Annotated in this window: 13 protein-coding genes and 1 pseudogene; 4 read left to right on the top strand and 10 right to left on the bottom strand. The window is 67.5% G+C overall.

Annotated features, from left to right (window positions below; all coding sequences use genetic code 11):
• Nucleotides 1-45 precede the first annotated feature (45 nt).
• Complete coding sequence (locus tag FB547_RS28335) at nucleotides 46-2,217, top strand: putative bifunctional diguanylate cyclase/phosphodiesterase (RefSeq protein ID WP_145746957.1); 2,172 nt, start codon at nucleotides 46-48, stop codon at nucleotides 2,215-2,217.
• A gap of 4 nt (nucleotides 2,218-2,221) precedes the next feature.
• Here FB547_RS28335 and FB547_RS28330 read toward each other — a convergent pair whose 3' ends face one another.
• Nucleotides 2,222-2,989 (bottom strand): SDR family oxidoreductase, encoded by a 768-nt coding sequence (locus FB547_RS28330; protein ID WP_145746956.1) that lies wholly within the window; start codon nucleotides 2,987-2,989, stop codon nucleotides 2,222-2,224.
• 99 nt (nucleotides 2,990-3,088) lie between these two features.
• Here FB547_RS28330 and FB547_RS28325 point away from each other — a divergent pair, with 99 nt between their 5' ends.
• Complete coding sequence (locus tag FB547_RS28325; protein WP_145746955.1) at nucleotides 3,089-3,991, top strand: AraC family transcriptional regulator; 903 nt, start codon at nucleotides 3,089-3,091, stop codon at nucleotides 3,989-3,991.
• Nucleotides 3,992-4,024: 33 nt separating this feature from the next.
• Here the strand turns inward: FB547_RS28325 and FB547_RS28320 are convergent, their stop codons facing one another.
• The 8 genes and pseudogenes from FB547_RS28320 to FB547_RS28285 all read right to left on the bottom strand — a co-directional run.
• The gene (locus FB547_RS28320) at nucleotides 4,025-5,422 is read right to left on the bottom strand and encodes an amidase (protein WP_145746954.1); all 1,398 of its coding nucleotides are present in this window, start codon (nucleotides 5,420-5,422) and stop codon (nucleotides 4,025-4,027) included.
• Nucleotides 5,419-6,123 carry an ABC transporter ATP-binding protein gene (locus FB547_RS28315; RefSeq protein WP_145746953.1) on the bottom strand — a complete coding sequence of 235 codons (705 nt, stop codon included), beginning with the start codon at nucleotides 6,121-6,123 and terminating at the stop codon, nucleotides 5,419-5,421. The genes FB547_RS28320 and FB547_RS28315 overlap by 4 nt, the downstream gene beginning before the upstream one ends.
• Nucleotides 6,124-6,138: 15 nt before the next feature.
• Nucleotides 6,139-6,858 carry an ATP-binding cassette domain-containing protein gene (locus FB547_RS28310; protein WP_145746952.1) on the bottom strand — a complete coding sequence of 240 codons (720 nt, stop codon included), beginning with the start codon at nucleotides 6,856-6,858 and terminating at the stop codon, nucleotides 6,139-6,141.
• Nucleotides 6,855-7,943: a branched-chain amino acid ABC transporter permease gene (locus tag FB547_RS28305; protein WP_261380433.1), complete on the bottom strand. Its 1,089-nt coding sequence runs from the start codon at nucleotides 7,941-7,943 to the stop codon at nucleotides 6,855-6,857. The genes FB547_RS28310 and FB547_RS28305 overlap by 4 nt, the downstream gene beginning before the upstream one ends.
• A complete protein-coding gene (locus FB547_RS28300) occupies nucleotides 7,940-8,806 on the bottom strand; it encodes an ABC transporter permease subunit (RefSeq protein WP_145746951.1) in 867 nt (288 codons plus the stop codon). The genes FB547_RS28305 and FB547_RS28300 overlap by 4 nt, the downstream gene beginning before the upstream one ends.
• 15 nt (nucleotides 8,807-8,821) lie before the next feature.
• Entirely contained in the window at nucleotides 8,822-10,048 is a 1,227-nt protein-coding gene (locus FB547_RS28295) for an ABC transporter substrate-binding protein (RefSeq protein ID WP_145746950.1), read from the bottom strand.
• An 85-nt stretch (nucleotides 10,049-10,133) separates the two neighbouring features.
• Entirely contained in the window at nucleotides 10,134-11,651 is a 1,518-nt protein-coding gene (locus FB547_RS28290; protein ID WP_145746949.1) for an amidase, read from the bottom strand.
• 139 nt (nucleotides 11,652-11,790) lie between these two features.
• Nucleotides 11,791-12,801, bottom strand: a pseudogene (locus tag FB547_RS28285) (substrate-binding domain-containing protein); the annotation flags it as partial.
• Nucleotides 12,802-12,964: 163 nt separating this feature from the next.
• Between FB547_RS28285 and FB547_RS28280 the strand changes: the two are divergent.
• Nucleotides 12,965-13,399, top strand: coding sequence for a MarR family winged helix-turn-helix transcriptional regulator (locus FB547_RS28280; RefSeq protein WP_145746948.1), 435 nt, complete (start codon nucleotides 12,965-12,967; stop codon nucleotides 13,397-13,399).
• Nucleotides 13,400-13,455: 56 nt separating this feature from the next.
• On the opposite strand, the gene FB547_RS28275 is transcribed toward FB547_RS28280, so the two are convergent.
• Complete coding sequence (locus FB547_RS28275; protein WP_145746947.1) at nucleotides 13,456-14,823, bottom strand: replication initiation protein; 1,368 nt, start codon at nucleotides 14,821-14,823, stop codon at nucleotides 13,456-13,458.
• Nucleotides 14,824-15,351: 528 nt separating this feature from the next.
• Here FB547_RS28275 and FB547_RS28270 point away from each other — a divergent pair.
• Nucleotides 15,352-16,587 carry an AAA family ATPase gene (locus FB547_RS28270; RefSeq protein ID WP_145746946.1) on the top strand — a complete coding sequence of 412 codons (1,236 nt, stop codon included), beginning with the start codon at nucleotides 15,352-15,354 and terminating at the stop codon, nucleotides 16,585-16,587.
• Nucleotides 16,588-16,603: the final 16 nt, after the last annotated feature.

The raw sequence follows: 16,603 nt of genomic DNA, 5'->3' as shown, positions 1-16,603 counted from the left end.
CCGCAATTGATCAAATTCCCGATCGACTTCTCCTGGGGGAGAAGAATGCGCAGCCTGCGGGTGGAGATCGCACTGGGATTCGGCGTCCTCATTGTGCTGATGCTCGCACTGGGCGTGTCCTTCTATCTGAGCGAACAGCGTTCCGCGGCGGCCATCGACAAGCTGCTGAACAGCGACAACCGGATGGCGGACCTGAGCCTGCGCAGTTCGCTGGCGATGTACAAGGCCCGCGACGCCGAGAACGAACTCCTGCTGTCCGCGGACCGGCTCGGGGTGGCGCAGGCGAGCGCCCTCTCCCTGCCGGCCATGCAGAACCATTTGCTGGACATGCGGGAGTACCTTACCAGCCTTCGGATCCTCTCGACGGATCCGGAATTCAGGGACCGGATCGACCGGATCGAGGCCCAGACCCGGCAGTACGAGGACGGATTCCTCGCGTTCATCGCGCGGCATGGCAAGGAGGGCTCCCTGGGCTCGGCCCACGCGCTTCGCCAAGGCTACGTCGACACGGCCGTCGCCATCGAGTCCTCGGTGGAGGCACTGCACACCGCGGCGACCAGGCGCGCGCTCCAGACGCGCAGCGATGTCGAACGCGCCGCCAGGTTGTCGCGCTGGGCCGCCATCGCCATGGTTGTCCTGGCCACCGTTCTGGGCGTGGTGGTCGCGAGCATCGTCTCGCAACGCATCACGGGCTCCATCGCGCAGCTCATCGCCTTTTCCCGGCGTGTGGCCGCGGGAGACCTCGGTGCCAGGGCGCCGCGGGGCCGCGCGGATGAGTTCGGCATCCTCGCGAACGCAATGAACCAGATGGCGGAGTCGATCGAGAATTCCAATGCGCTGCTGGAGAGCAGCGCCAACAGCCTGAAGCACCAGGCCACCCACGACGTACTGACGGGCCTTCCGAACCGCGCGCTGCTGGAGGATCGTCTCCGGCAAGCCATCTCGTACGCCGATCGATACGGCCGGCTGATGACGGTGGTGTTCATCAACCTCGACGGCTTCAAGCGGGTCAACGACAGCCTGGGCCGCAAGGCCGGCGACGAATTGCTGAAGGTCATGGCCGGACGCATGACCCGGTGCCTGCGCAGCGTGGACACGGTGGTGCGGACGGGCGGCGACGAATTCGTGATCCTTCTGTACGACCAGCCCGGAGACGGAACGGAGGTCGCGCCGGCCCTGCAAAGGCTGCTCGAGACCATTGCGCAGCCCGTCGAGATCGACGGCCAGGGGGTCCAGGTCACGGCCAGCCTGGGCGTGGCCACCTATCCTGCGGACGGCGCCGATGCCGACGCCTTGCTCGTGAGCGCCGATGCCGCGATGTCCCGCGCCAAGGATTCGGGGCGCAACAATTTCCAGTTCTATGCGGCCGAGATGAACGGTGCGATCCGCGACAGGCTCGCCCTGTGCGAAGGACTGCGCCATGCCATCGCGCGGGGCGAGTTCCACCTGCTGTACCAGCCCCAGGTGGAGATGGGATCGGGCCGGGTGACGGGCGTGGAGGCACTGATCCGCTGGCAGCATTCCGAGCGCGGCCTGGTCTCCCCGGTGGAATTCATTCCCCTCGCGGAGGAGACCGGCCTCATCGTTCCCATCGGCGAATGGGCGCTGCGCACCGCCTGCTTCCAGAACAAGGCCTGGCAGGACGCGGGCGTGCCGGCCTTCAGCGTTTCGGTCAACGTGTCCGCACGGCAGTTCAGGGAACGGACCCTGATCGAGCAGGTCGCACAGGCGCTCGGGGACAGCGGGCTCGACGCCCGGTTCCTGGAGCTGGAGCTCACCGAAAGCATGGTCATGGAAGACCTCGAGAAGGCCCTGCAATCGATGAAGGCCCTGCAGGCGATGGGCGTGCAGTTCTCCATCGACGATTTCGGCACCGGCTATTCCAGCTTGAGCGCGCTCAAGCGCTTTCCCATTGCCCGGCTGAAGATCGATCGCGCCTTCGTGCGCGACATTCCCGGCGACGAAGACGACAAGGCCATCGCCAAGGCCATCATTTCGCTGGGGCACGAGCTCAACCTCAAGGTCATTGCCGAAGGCGTCGAGACCGAGCAACAGCTGGACTTCCTGCGCGCCCACGGTTGCGACGAAATGCAGGGCTATCTCTTCAGCCGGCCCGTGCCGCCCGCCGAGCTTGCGGCCCTGGTCAGGTCGCGCTCGGGCATGGCGGCAGCAGCCGGCCCGTCCGATGCGCGCCCGAGGCGGGTGGCGGCACGCTGAGCCTTCACGCGCCGGACTGGCACAAGGCAGCGGCGTTCCGGGCGAGTGCGACCGCATCGGCACCCGCTGGATACCGGAGCGTTGCGGCGGGGTCGCCCGCGGCGCGCCACACGGCCTCGGCCACGTCCGGCTCGGTGGTCACTGCCGTCGGGCTCCCGAGCGCCGCGAAGATGGACTGCGCGAAGGGCGCATAGGCCTCGGGAATCAGGCCTTGCATGCGCTCTGCCCCATTGGCCGTGAAGCGCGTGCCCGGCCCATAGCCGGGCTCGACAAGCTTCACTCGAACGTCGAACGGGGCGAGCTCGAGCGCCAGCGACGCCGTGAAACCTTCGATCGCGGTCTTGCTCGCGGTGTACGCCGCCACGAGTGGCATCGGCGCGAGCGTGACGGTCGACGTCACGTTGACGACCAGCCCCGACCTGCGGCGCCGGAACTGCGGCAGCACGGCCTGGGTCATCGCCATCGTGCCGAAGGTGTTCGTTTCGAAGATGTCGCGCACGGTGGCCATCGGTGTCGCCTCGAACGCCCCGAAGAGTCCGAGGCCGGCGTTGTTCACGAGGACGTCGATCGGTCCGGCGGCTTCGAGCGCGGCGGCAATGCTTTCGGGCTGCGTCACATCCAGGGGCAGCACGCGCAGGCGCTCCGAAACAGGGAAGAGCTCGGCGCGCGGCGTCCGCATGGTGGCGATCACCTGCCAGCCCCGGGCCAGAAAGTGGCGCGCGGTTTCCAGGCCGTAGCCGGACGAGCAGCCGGTGATCAGGATGGTCTTCATCGGAATTCCTTTGAGCTTGGGTTGAGGTGCGTCACGATATCGCCGGCCCGAAGGACTTCCTACAATCCAGAGTCCATACTTTGTTTGCAGGAGTCCTGCATGACTGATCCCCTCGCACAAGTCGTCCAGCTGCTTCGCCCGCGCGCGGTGTACGCGAAGGTGATCAGCGGCGCCGGTTCGTGGGCGGTACGCTATTCGGCATTCGGCGAGCCCAGCTTCTGCACGATGCTCGAGGGCGAATGCGTTCTTGCGGTGGACGGGCAGCAACCCCTCGCCCTGGTCGCCGGCGACTTCGTGCTCATGCCAGCGACACCGGGATTCACCATGTCGGGCCTCGAGCCGGCGGTGCCGGTCGCCGTGGATCCCAAGCTGGCACCCGCGCCGACGGACGAGATCCGCCACGGCCGGCGCGAAGGTCCGCCTGACATGCGGATGCTCGGCGGCTACTTCGCCTTCGATTCGCCGGATGCCTCGCTGCTGGCGTCGCTGCTTCCGACGCTGCTGCACGTGCGCGACATCGGGCGGCTTTCCGTTCTGGTGCAGCTCGTGAGGGAGGAGTCGCTCGAACAGAAGCCGGGGCGCGATCTCGTGCTCGAACGCCTTGTCGAACTGCTGCTGATCGAGGCTCTGCGCTCCACGCCCGGCGAAGCTGCGCCGCCGGGGCTGCTTCGCGGCCTGGCCGACCCGCGCCTGTCGATCGCGCTGCGGCATCTTCACGACAACCCCGCGCATTCGTGGACGGTGGCCGACCTCGCAGGAAAGGCCGCACTGTCGCGGTCGGCGTTCTTCGAGCGCTTCTCGCGCGCCGTCGGCTTGCCGCCGATGGAGTACCTGCTTGCCTGGCGCATGGCCATCGCAAAGGATCTGCTCGCCCGCGGCGAAGCCGGCATCGCAGAAGTTGCCGAACGCGTCGGCTATGGCTGCGCCAGCGCGTTCAGCACGGCGTTCAGGCGCTGCGTGGGCCAACCACCGGGCCGCTATGCGCGGCAGCAGACGCCCTGACCCGGCGCCTGGACTCGTACATGAAGGAAGGGGCTACAGCGCCGGATGCCGCTGGTGCCAGTCGGTCGCCTGCTGGAAGGCCCAGCCGGCGCGCACCAGCAGCTCTTCCTCGAAGTGGCGCGCGACGAACTGGAACGCGACCGGCGTGCCCGCGTCGGTGAAGCCGCCGGGCAGCGTGATCGTCGGGCTGCCGCTCATGTCCAGCGGACAGGTGTAGCGCAGCATCGCGGACATCAGCTCGGCGTCCTCCCCGAAGCTCAACATGCGCTCGAGCGTCGGCGAGGCGACGCCCTGCGAGGGCATCAGCAGCAGGTCGATGCCCTCGAACATCTCGCGCACCCTGCCGCTGAAGGCATGGCGGTGGAGCACGATCTTCTGGTAGTCGATGCCGCTCTGCGCACGGCCCAGGTCGAGCAGGCCCGAGAGCGCCGGGCCGTACATCTGCTTGCGCGCAGGATAGGTCGACTCGTGCACCACGGCCGCCTCGATGCCGCAGAGCGGGAACCAGTCGGCGATGACCTGCACCGGGTCGGGGAACGTCACGTGGCGCACCTCCGCGCCGAGCTGGCGCACGGCCGCGAGCGCACCATCCATCACCTTCGCGGTGGCCGCGTCGACGCCCTCCCCGTTCCAGCGCGCATCGATGCCCACGCGCAGGCCGCGCAAGCCGCGCTCCATGCCCGCGAGGTAGTTGGGCACGGCCGCGAGGCTCGCGGTCGGGTCTTTCGGATCGGCCCCCGCGATGGCGCCGAGCATCGCACCCGCATCGGCCGCGCTGCGCGTCATCGGGCCGATGTGGTCGAGCGTGGCGGCCAGCTCGAAGGCGCCATGGCGGCTCACGCGGCCCCAGGTCGGCTTCAGGCCGGTGAGGCCGTTGGCGGAGGATGGAAAGCGGATCGAGCCGCCCGTGTCGGTGCCGAGCGAGCCATAGCAGAGCCCCGCGGCGGTCGCCACGCCCGAGCCGCTCGACGAGGCACCTGACCAGTGCGCCGCGTTCCACGGATTGGCCGGCGGCGTGACAGTGGGGTGGTGATCGGCATAGGCGCTCTCGGTGAGCTGCAGCTTGCCGAGGATCACGGCACCGGCTTCGCGCAGCTTGCGCACGGCCGTGCCGTCCTCGGTGGGCACGAAGTCGCGGTAGAGCGTCATGCCGGCGGCGGTGGCCACGCCCTTTGTCCAGCACAGGTCCTTCACCGCCACCGGCACGCCGTGCAGCGGTCCGCGGATCTCGCCCCGGGCGATCTCGGCCTCGGCGCGGCGCGCGTCGGCCAGCGCCTGTTCGGCCATCACGATCACATAGCTCTTGAGCGCGCCGTCGACCTTTTCGATGCGCGCAAGCTGCGCTTGCGTGACCTCGACCGGCGAGAGCTCCTTGCGCTGGATGCGCTGGCCGACGTCCACCAGCTCGAGGTAATGCAGTTCGTTGCTCATCCATGGACTCCTGTGTATTGGCTCATGATTTCGAAATCGCCGAGGTGCTCGCGCGGGATCTCGCCGCCGATCTGGCCGCGCTTGATGACCAGCACGCGCTGCGACACGGCCGCGATGAATTCGAGGTTCTGCTCCACCAGCACGATCGTGAGCTTCATGCGGTCGCGCAGCGCGGCCAGCGTCTCGGCGATCTCCTCGATGATCGAAGGCTGGATGCCTTCGGTCGGCTCGTCGAGCAGCAGCAGCGTCGGCTTGCCGGCCAGCGCGCGGGCCAGCGCCAGCAGCTGCTGCTCGCCGCCTGAGAGCGAGCCGCCGGGCCGCTCGAGCAGCGGCTTCAGCCGCGGAAAGTCTTCCAGCAGCGCCTCGATGGTGTCCATCGTGCGCTCACTGGTCTTCACCAGGCCCATGCGCAGGTTGTCCATGGCGCTGAGCGCCGGAAAGATCTCGCGCCCCTGCGGCACATAGGCCATGCCCAGGCGCGCCCGCGCATGCGGCGCATGGCGCGTGATGTCGGTGCCGTCGAAGCGCACCGCGCCGGCGGCGGTGCGCAGCGCGCCGATCAGCGTGCGCAGCAGCGTGGTCTTGCCCATGCCGTTGTGGCCCAGGATGCCCACCGACTCGCCCCGCGCGATGGCGAGCGAAACGTCGTGCAGCACCGGGATGGCACCGTAGCCGGCATGGAGACCCGTGACTTCGAGCATGCGTGCCTTTCCGGTTCAGTGCGGCTTCTTGCCGAGATAGATCTGCTGGATCAGCGGATCGCTCATGATGCGGTCCGGCGTGTCCTCCTTGATCACGGCGCCCTGGTGCAGCACCGTCACCTTCCTGGCGATCATGCGGATGAAGTTCATGTCGTGTTCCACGACCACCAGCGCATGCCGGCGGTTGATCTCCAGGATGAGCTCGGCCGTGCGCGCCACCTCGCCGTCGCTCATGCCGGCGGCCGGCTCGTCGAGCAGGATCAGCGGCGGATCGGCCGCGATCACCACGCCGATCTCCACCCACTGCCGCATGCCGTGCGCCAGCAGGCCCGCCGTCACGTCGCGGTACGCATGCATGCCTACGCGCTCGAGCGTCTCGCGCGTGATGCGGTCGGCCTGCGCGGTGCTGTTCAGGCGCCGCGCCGAGAGCCACACGTTCTCCCACACGCTCAGGCCGTTGAACAGGCTGGGCACCTGGGTCTTGATGCCGATGCCCAGGCGGCCCGGGTCGTGCGGCTGCATCTTCGAGATGTCCTGGCCGCGGAACAGGATCTGGCCCGAGGTCGGCTTGACCTGGCCGGTCAGCAGCTTGAAGAAGGTGCTCTTGCCGGCACCGTTGGGGCCGATCACGCAGCGCAGCTCGGCCTCGGCCAGGGTGAAGTTGACGTCGCGCGTGGCATGCACGCCGCCGAAGCGCACGTTGAGGTTGCGCGTCTCGATCAGAGGCGTGCTCATGGCGCCGTCTCCGTCGCAGCCAAAGCGCGCGGCGGTTCCATGGGGGCCGCCGCGGGTGCGGCCACTTTCGCAGCAGGGGCCGGCGCCTTGCGCCAGCGCCGCCACGCCATGTCGATCAGGTCGCCGAGGGTCGGCACGATGCCGCGCGGCACCAGCAGCACGAAGACCACCAGGATGGCGCCGAGCACCAGGTTCGAGTTGAAGGCCTGCTGCGTGCCGATCTGCGAGCTGAGCCACTGGATTGCGACGCAGCCGACGATCGGCCCGACCAGCGTGCCCAGCCCGCCGACGATGACCCAGATGATGATCTGCGCTGACTGCGCGAGGCCGAAGATGGTCGGGCTGGTGAAGGCGCCCCAGTTCGCGAACAGGCAGCCCGCGAGGCCGGCGACCGCGCCGCCCAGCGTGAAGCAGAAGAGCTTGTAGACGCGCGCGTCGTAGCCCAGCAGCAGCACGCGCTGCTCGTTCTCCCTGGCCGCCACGATCACGCGGCCGATCTTCGAGGCGATCAGCACGCGCAGTCCCAGGTAGACCAGCAGCAGGCAGGTGAAGGTGACGTAGAACAGGTCCTTCGGCGTCAGCACCTCGTCCTGCTGACCGGGCCAGTTGAGCGTCGGTATCGCCGGGATGCCGTTGAAGCCGCCCAGCGGCGCGCTGCCAATGCGCCACTCGGGCCCGGCGGTGGAGTTGACCAGGTTGAACAGGATCAGCGTGACGGTGAGCGTGATCACGCCCATGTACACATCCGACAGCCGGCCGTAGAAGATCACGTAGCCCAGCAGCGCGGCGAACAGCGCGGGCACCACGATCGCGAGCAGGAAGGGCACGGTGCTGTCGCCCATGTTCATCACCGCGATCGCGTAGGTGTACGAGCCGAGGCCGAAGAAGGCGGCCTGGCCGAAGCACAGGATGCCGCCGAAACCCCAGATGAAGGCCAGGCTCACGCCGAGGATCGACATGACGGCGTAGATCGTGACTTCGATCAGCGTGTAGTCGTCCATCACGCCGGGCAGGCCGAAGAGCAGCGCGATGCCCACGGCCAGGCTGACCGCCGCGCTGGCCCAGGACTTGGCAAAACGGTTCACAGGGACCCCTTGAAGAAACGTCCGGTGATGCCTTGCGGCAGCAGCCGCAGCATCACGATGGCCGCGACGAGCAGCGCCACCTCGCCGAGCACCGGCGTGGTCACGAAGGTCGCGAGCTGGTTGATGGCACCGAACAGGCCGGAGGCGCCGAGCAGGCCCGCGAGGATGGCCGGCCCGCCGCCGATCACGGTGATGAAGGCCTTGGCCACGAAGGCCGCGCCCATGGTCGGCACCACGCCGGTCAGCGGCGCGAGCAGCCCGCCGGCCAGGCCGGAGAGCGCGGCGCCCACCGCGAAGGTTACCGAGTACACGCGGCTGGGGCTGATGCCCAGCGCGTTCGCCATGTCGGGCTTCTGCATGGTGCCGCGCGCGATGAGGCCGAGCTGCGTGCGCGTGAGCACGAAGCGGATCGCGAGCGCGAGCGCCACGGCCACCGCGATGATCACCAGCGTGTAGCCGCTGACCGAATAGGCGCCGACCGAGAAGCTGCCGAGCGGCGCCGAGACGCCCGCCGTGGTGTTGCCCGCCACCGAGGTGACGATGCCCACCAGCAGCAGCGACAGCCCCCAGGTGGCCAGCATGGTGTCGACCATGCGGCCGTAGAGGCGCCGGATGACCAGCCACTCCAGCACCACGCCGACCATGCCCACCGCGATGGGCGCGACGACGAAGATCGCGATCCACAGGTTGATGCCGAGCTTGAGCGCCGCGATCACGGCATAGGCGCCGAGCATCATGAACTCGCCGTGCGCGAGATTGATGACCTTCATCATCCCGAAGATGACGGCCAGCCCGGCCGAGACGATGACCAGGCTCGCCACCGCGTAGAGCACCTGGATGAGGACGACGAACGCGAGATCCATGTCGGCGCCCTGCCCTCAGACCTTGATCACGTACTGCTGGTTGTCCTTCGGATTCTTCACGAGGTTGCAGACCGCGCTGGTGTCCACCGGCGGCTGCTGCTGGAAGGTCTCGACGATGTTGAGCTGCTTGTTGCGCACCTCCGCGATGCTCACGTTCAGCACGCAGTGGTGGGTGGCCGCATCGAGCGTGACCTTGCCGCTCGGGCCGTCGATGCTGATGCCGGTCTCCAGCGCCGCGATCATCTTCTCGCGGTCCAGCGAGCCGGCCTTCTTCACGCCCTCGGCCCAGAGCTTGAAGCCCTGGTAGGTGCCCATCGCGAGCTCGGTGATGTTGGGATAGTCGGCACCGAAGCGTTTGTAGAAGCGCTCCTTGAAGGCCTTGTTCTGCGGCGTGTCGAGGTTCTGGAAATAGTTGTACGAAATGAGGAAGCCGTCGGTCTCGGCCTGCGACAGCACGATGTGCTCGTTGCCGCCCGCGAAGGTGGTGGACGCGAGCGGGATCTTCTTGGTCAGGCCCGCGGCCGCCCACTGGCGGTAGAACGAGATGTGCGCACCGCCGACCAGCGCCGAGACGATCATGTCGGGCTTGGCCGCCTCGATCTTCGAGATGGTCGGGCCGAAGTTGGTCACGTCGAGCGGGAAGAAGTCGATGGAAGCCACCGAGCCGCCGTTGTCCTGCACGAACTTCTTCACCCATTGCGAGGTGATCTGGCCGTAGTTGTAGTCGGCCGCCACCACATAGACCTTCTTGCCCCACTTCTTCATCGCGTAGGGAATGAGCTTGGCGACGGTCTGCCCGGGCGTGACGCCGGTGCAGAAGGTGTTGCGGTCGCACACGCCGCCTTCGTACTGCGTGTTGTAGAAGTACAGCGTCTTGTTGCGCGTGAGCACCGGCCGGATCACTTCGCGCGAGGCCGAGGTGATGCCGCCCATCACCACCGTCGACTTGTCCTTGAGCGCCGACTGCTGCGCGAACTGCGCGTAGAGCTGCATGTTCGACTGCGGGTCGTAGGTGGCCAGCTTGAGCTTCCTGCCCAGCAGGCCGCCGGCCGCGTTCTGCTCCTCGACCGCGAGCGTCATGCAGTCGGCCATCGGCTTGCCGTAGATGTCCAGCCCGCCCGACATGTCGATGATGCTGCCCACGACGATCTCGTCGGCCGCCATGGCGGCCATCGGAAACAGCGGCACCGCGGTGCCCGCCAGGGCGGCGGCCGACGACTGGATGAAGGAACGACGATCCATGGAACTAACTCCTCGATGTTCGGCAGACGCAGCCGCCGCTGTGTTTATCGGAAAGGCAGGAACGGAAAGAGAACGGGCGAAAGCCTCAGATGGCCTTCCAGTCGCCGGCCTGCTCGAAGGCATAGGCGGCGCGGTAGATGGTGGCCTCGTCGCAGTGGCGGCCGGTGAGCATCATCCCGACCGGCAGGCCGTCGACGAGCCCGCAGGGCACGCTCATCGACGGATGGCCCGTGACGTCGAAGGGACAGGTGTTGGGCAGCACCTCGAAGGCGCGCGTGACCACTTCCTCGATGCTCGCGCCGGGCGGCGGCAGCGGCGTGGCCGTGATCGGCAGCGTGGGCATCAGCAGCAGGTCGAAGTCAGCCAGCGTGCTGTCGTAGGCCGCGGTCAGCTGGCGCGCGAGGTTCTGCGCCTTGGCGTAGTAGTGGCCGCGGTAGTGCTTGATGAAGTACTCGCCCAGCACCATCGTGAGCTTGAGCGTTTCCGAAAGCTCGTCGGCGCGCTGCTTCCAGCCGGCATGGAAGTCGACCATGCTCGTGACGTAGAGGCCCTTCCAGTTGAAGCCGTGGCCGTTGTCCTTCATCATCTGCTGGGTCGCGCCCTCGGCCGCGATCGGCAGCCAGATCGCCGGGCCGACCGCGTGCATCGGTACCGACACCTCGCTGACGATGGCGCCCAGTTTCGTGAATACGTCGGCCGCCTTGCGCACCTTGGCGCCGACGGCGGCATCCGACTGGGGCCAGCCGAAGCCCTCCTTGACGATGCCGATGCGCAGGCCGCGAACGCCCTCCTTCATGAGCTCGCTGTAGGGCTTGGCGGTCTGGCCCGCATGCTGGCGCGGATCGAGTCCGTCGGGGCCGGCCAGCACCTCGAGCATCAGCGCGTTGTCGGTCACGTTGGCCGTCATCGGACCGGTGTGGTCGATGGTGAGTTCGATCGGCATCACGCCGGTGTAGGGCACCAGGCCGTGCGTGGCCTTCATGCCGTAGATGCCGCAGTAGGACGCCGGCATGCGGATGGAGCCGCCCTGGTCGCCGCCGATGGCCAGGTCCACCTCGCCGGCCGCCACCAGCGCCGCGCTGCCCGACGAGGAGCCGCCGGCCGAATAGCCCATGCGGTGCGGGTTGTGCACCGGCCCCGAGGCGCTGGTGTGCGAGCCGCCCGAGAAGCAGAAGTACTCGCAGACCGACTTGCCCACCACCGTGGCGCCGGCATCGAGCAGCCGCGTGACGACCGTGGCGTCCACGTTCGGCACATAGCCTTCGAGCGTGGAGGCGCCGTTCATCATCGGCACGCCGGCAAGGCAGACGTTGTCCTTGAGCACCACGGTCTTTCCGGCGAGCTTGCCCTCGGGCTTGCCCTTGATCGTGGTCTTGACGTACCAGGCGCCGTACTTGTTCTCCTCGCCCAGCGGGCGGTAGCCGGGCGTGCGCGCGTAGCTCACCACGGGCAGGTAGTCGGGCATCGCGTCGACCGCGTCGTAGGCATCGAAGTTGGCCTGCAGCAGCGCGTTGTAGCTGCTCGCCTGCGCTTCGGACAGATGGATGCCCAGACTCAGCGCGACATCTTGCAGCTGGTCCAGGGTGGGGCGCTTGATGGCCATGAACGACTCCGTGTTTCGTGTGGAAGGATGCGTCCGCAGCCCATCGGGCATGGGCGCGACACGGAGCGATTCCGTTGCCCTCGGCGCGGGCCAGGTAGATGGGGGTGTGGGTGATGCCGTCGGCGCCATAGGCCGCGTCGCGCGCGCTGCGGTAGCGCAGCGGCGAAGCGTCGAGCCCCTGGTGGCCGGCCGGCGGGTGCCGCCGGCGCTCGAGCAGCGCTGCGAGGAAGTGCATGCCCTCGTAGGTCGACTGGCCGAAGGTGTTGAGCGTGGGCGCGCGCTCGCCGAAGTGCGAGCGGTAGCGCTCCTTGAAGGCCAGGTTGGCTTCGGTGTCGAGCGTGGCGAAGTAGCCGCAAGCGACGTAGAGGTCCTCCGCGTTGTCGGCGCCGATGCCCAGCAGCTCGTTCTCGCCGATGGCGCAGGACAGCCTGAACATCGCGCGCGACAAGCCGGCGGCGCCGAAGGCGCGGTTGAACTCGATCGCGTCCTGCCCGACCAGCGACAGCACGACCGCGTCCGCCCTGCCCCGGCGCAGCGCGTCGAGCGCCTCGGAAAAGTCGGTGGTGCCGAAGGGCACGTACATCTCGCCGACCAGCTCGCCGCCGGCCTCGGCGATGTAGCCGCGCGCCATGCGGTGCGACACGTGCGGCCACACGTAGTCGTTGCCGATGGCGAACCAGCGCCGCGGACGCTTGCGCGCGCCGAGCCAGCGGATCGCGGGCCCGAGCTGGCGCGCCGTCGTCTCGCCGATGGCGAAGACGCCCGGCGTCGACTCCCCGCCTTCGTAGAGCGGGGTGTAGACGAACGGGATCTGCCCGCCGACGGCCCTCAGGATGCGCTGGCGCACGGCGCTGGTGTGCATGCCGATGATGGCGTCGATGTCGCCCGCCTGCACCAACTCGATCAGCGTGGCCTCGATGTCGGGCGCATCGTCCGCGGCGTTGACGGTCAGGAGCCGGCAGCCGCGCCCGCCAATGCCCGCCTCGCGGTTGAGCTCCCCGACGGCCAGCTTGGCCGACGATAGTGCGGACGGCCCCCAGATGCCGGCCGTGCCGCCCAGCGGCACGCACAGCGCGATCTGCAGTTCCTGGCGCGCGAGCGCGGGCCGCTCGGCCCGTGCGGATGGCGCGAAGGCGAGCGGGCGAGGCATGACCGATCCAGGGGAAGAAAACATCGGGAGCTCCCGGGCAACGCACCAAGACGGCAACAGGGGCAGACGCTATCGCAAAAATCGCGCCAATACTTTCCTGGGAAAAGGATCGTTGCTAAACTGGCGGCTTCCAACCACGCGACAAAGACCGTTGCCTCGCCCCATGCCCGAGCAAGACATTTCGCAATACCTGGCGTATCTGCTGGCCTCCGCCAACCGGCGCATGCGCATCGGACTGGCCCAGTCGATCGCGGCGGAAGAGGTCACCGAGGAGCATTGGCGCATCCTCCAGGTGCTGGGCGACGAGCAGGGCCGCGCCATGGGCGAGCTGGCCGAACTGGTGCTGCTCAACCACCCGGCGCTCACCAAGAACATCGACAAGCTCGTGAGCCGCGGCCTGGTGCAGCGCGCCGCCGACGCGGCCGACAGCCGGCGCGTGCTGGTCTACATCACCGACCTCGGGCTGGAAACCGTGTCACGGCTCAAGAAGAGCGTGGACGCGCACCACCACGTGATCGAGGAAGCGCTGGGCCCGCGCAAGACCAGCCAGCTCAAGAAGCTGCTGGAGACCTTCATCGACGAATGCGAGGCCGGCTGAGACACTCGCGGTGATGAGCCTCAGATGATGAGTGTGGGCTCACATAATCAACATCGTCAGAGCCCGGCCACGCCGCGCTGAAGCGCGAAATCCAGCAGCACGCGATCGGAGGGCTCTTCGGGCCAGGTGTCCTCGGCCAGCCAGCGGAAGAAGGTGGTCGCGGCCACGCGGCTGGCGGGGCCGTCGCGCCGCCAGGCGCGCGCGATGGGGGCCGCCACCTGATCGAGCCGTTCGGCCTCGAAGCGCATGCGCACCTCGGCCTGCATGGGCTGCGGCATCTCGGCGAATACGGCGCGCGCCTGCCCCATGCGGTCGTTCTCCCAGAGCTCGCGGATGCGCCGCAGCCGGTCGGCCTCCGACAGCACCGCCACGGGTGGTGCCAGCGCCGGGCCGCTGCTGGGCGCCGGCTCCATCGCAGTCACGCCCGCGTAGCCCTTCTTCAGCGCATCCTTGAAATACGCGGCCGGCGACTTGAGCTCCGGCATCGCAGCATTGCGCAGCCGCTGGTCCACATGGTCGAGCGTGGCGCGGATCTGCCCTTCGTCGGTGGTGGCGTAGAGATCCTGCGCCTCGTCCTGTTTCAAACCCAGCGCGATCAGGCGCCCGACCAGCGCCAGGTCGAAGACGTTGCGGTTGGACGCGCTGATGTCGCCCAGGCGCTGCTGGACCTTGGGAACGACCCGGAACTGGATCTCCTCGATCTTGCGGCCGCGCTTGTGCTCGATCAGCTCGAGCCCGAAGTCCTCGCACAGCGCGTCGATCTCGGCCAGCGCCTTGCTGATGACGTCGCGCTTGAGGAAGCGGTAGTCGACCTCCTTGATGTCGCTGCGACCCGTCAGCACCGCGGCCCACCAGACCACGTCCTCGCGCATCGACAGCCGCCCCGGCGAGGTCAGGTAGCGCGCGCCGATCTCGTACAGCACCGCGGCGGAATAGCTGCGCATCTGGCTGCTCATTTCCAGCAGCACGCGCGTGTACTGGTGCGGCTTGACCAGACGCTCCTTGATCTCGTCCGGATAGCGCCAGGTCACCATGCAGGGGCGCCCCCTGCCCTGCTCCTCGATCGTGACCGTGCCCAGCAGCTGGGAAGACACCCAGCGCTTCAGGGAACTGCTGCTGGTCGACCATTCGATGGTCGTGGCCTGCATGTCGCGCAGGTGCGATTTGAGCAGCTCGGTGTTGTTGGAGTTGAAGCGGGCGTCGCCGATCAGCTCGCTCAAGGTCAGCCGGTAGACCGGCTCGTCCACGCCCTGGCGCTGCGAGTGGTAGAGCAGCGCGTTGTAGATGCGCCGCGACAGCAGCGTGAGCCGGCCGCGCTTGGGGCGGATGGCGATGGCTTCGTTGGCCTTGGCAACGCTCTGTTCCTCCGCCGTGGGCGGTTGCCGCGGCGGAGACCGGGATTGTGAATTGTCTTCTTCGACCATGGTCCGCTGCGGCAATCAGATGGTTTCACATCATGCCTTTGCATTGTGATTTCGTCAATTCACATTACACCGGCGATGGTGCCTTGGTATGTTTGCAGATAAACACTTGGGGAATTGAAGAATTGGGATTCCGCTTTCCTCCATCGTGACAATCACTTAGGCCCTCTCATGTGAGATCGGTTGGGATTGAATGTGAGAACGGATGGGATTTGGCGTGAGCCTTGTTGGGAGACAAGCGCCACTGTTGTGAGGCCGGATGGGTTCCAATGTGAGTGGATATGGGTTCCGGCCACGGGCAGCGCCCCTGTTTGGGGCCCCAGGCGGCAGCCGACGGCGTAAAAGACCCGTGCGAGGCGCCCTGCCCCCGGTTTCGGGGTCCTGCGGCGGCTGGCTTGCGAGGGGCTGGGGTCCGGGTCCCCAATCTTCCTCACAATACTTCGCGGTGCTGCAGTCGACTTCTCCGCGAAACTTGTTCATTCGACAGATTCTCATAGAATTGCCGTATTCTGTCGAATAAGGTCAAACAAAATGTCCGTTCCCGTCCCCTCGATCGTTGGAAACCTGGTTTCCAGCGACGTCCAGGTGCCTCCCCGCCAAACCATCAACATGCAGAAGATCGCGGCGCTGGCGACCCGGGCCGGGTCGATGGTGGAGCAGATCCGGGGCATGCTGCTGGCACCGGAAGCCCGCAAGATTCCGCCCACCTACTCCACTGCCCAGTTGGCCGCGCTGTGCGGCGTCGACAAGGCGCATGTGGCCTACCGCATCACCAAGGAGGATCTGCCGGCCGGCCGGCTGACACCCTCGGGCGGCAAGCGCACCTTCGAGCTGGACGAGCTGCGCCGCTGGACCCGGACCTACCGCGCGGAAAAGATGCGGCCGGCCGGGCGCAAGGCCATCACGATCGCCGTGGGCAATTTCAAGGGCGGCGTGGCCAAGACCACCACCGCCATGGTGCTGGCGCAGGGACTCAGCCTGCGGGGCCACCGCGTGCTCGCGATCGACACCGATCCCCAGGGCTCGCTCACCACGCTGCACGGCCTGCTGCCCGAAGCCGAGGTCACCGAGGACATGACGATCGGGCCGCTGTGCGACGGGTCCGAGAACGACATCCGCTATGCCATCCGCTCCACCTATTGGGACGGCATCGATCTGGTCGCCGCCGCGCCCTTCCTGTTCTCGGCCGAATTCGCCCTCCCCGCGCGCCAGATGCAGCAGCCCGGCGCCAAGTTCTGGGATGTGCTGAACGAAGGCCTGGAGTCGGTACGCGACCTGTACGACGTGATCGTGATCGACACGCCCCCTTCCCTTTCGTACGTCACGATCAATGCGCTGTGGGCGGCCAACGGCATCGTCGTTCCGGTGCCGCCCTCGGGCCTGGACTTTGCCTCGTCGGCGCAGTTCTGGTCGCTGCTCGCCGACCTGGGCGGCAACCTGGACGGCCAGAGCAAGGACCGCGAGGGCAAGGCTTTCGACTTCCTGCACGTGCTGCTGAGCCGCGTGGACGCGGCCGACCCGGCCATGCCCGCGGTGCGCCAGTGGATCCAGGCCACCTATGGCGAGTACACGCTCCCGGTCGAGATCCCGAAGACCAGCGTGACCAGCAACAAGGCGGCCGAGTTCGCCACGGTCTACGATGTGCAGAAATACGAAGGCGCCGCCAAGACCTACAAGCGCGCGGTGGACGCCTACGATTCGTTCGTCGAGCTCGTCGAGCAGTCGGTGATCGGCGCATGGACCGCACAGGGGAGGGCGCAGCAATGAGAATGCCGGCCATGCT

The organism is Variovorax beijingensis (assembly GCF_007828835.1).
In the GTDB taxonomy this organism is placed as follows: domain Bacteria; phylum Pseudomonadota; class Gammaproteobacteria; order Burkholderiales; family Burkholderiaceae_C; genus Variovorax; species Variovorax beijingensis_A.
This window is presented reverse-complemented; position numbering and strand designations above follow the sequence as displayed.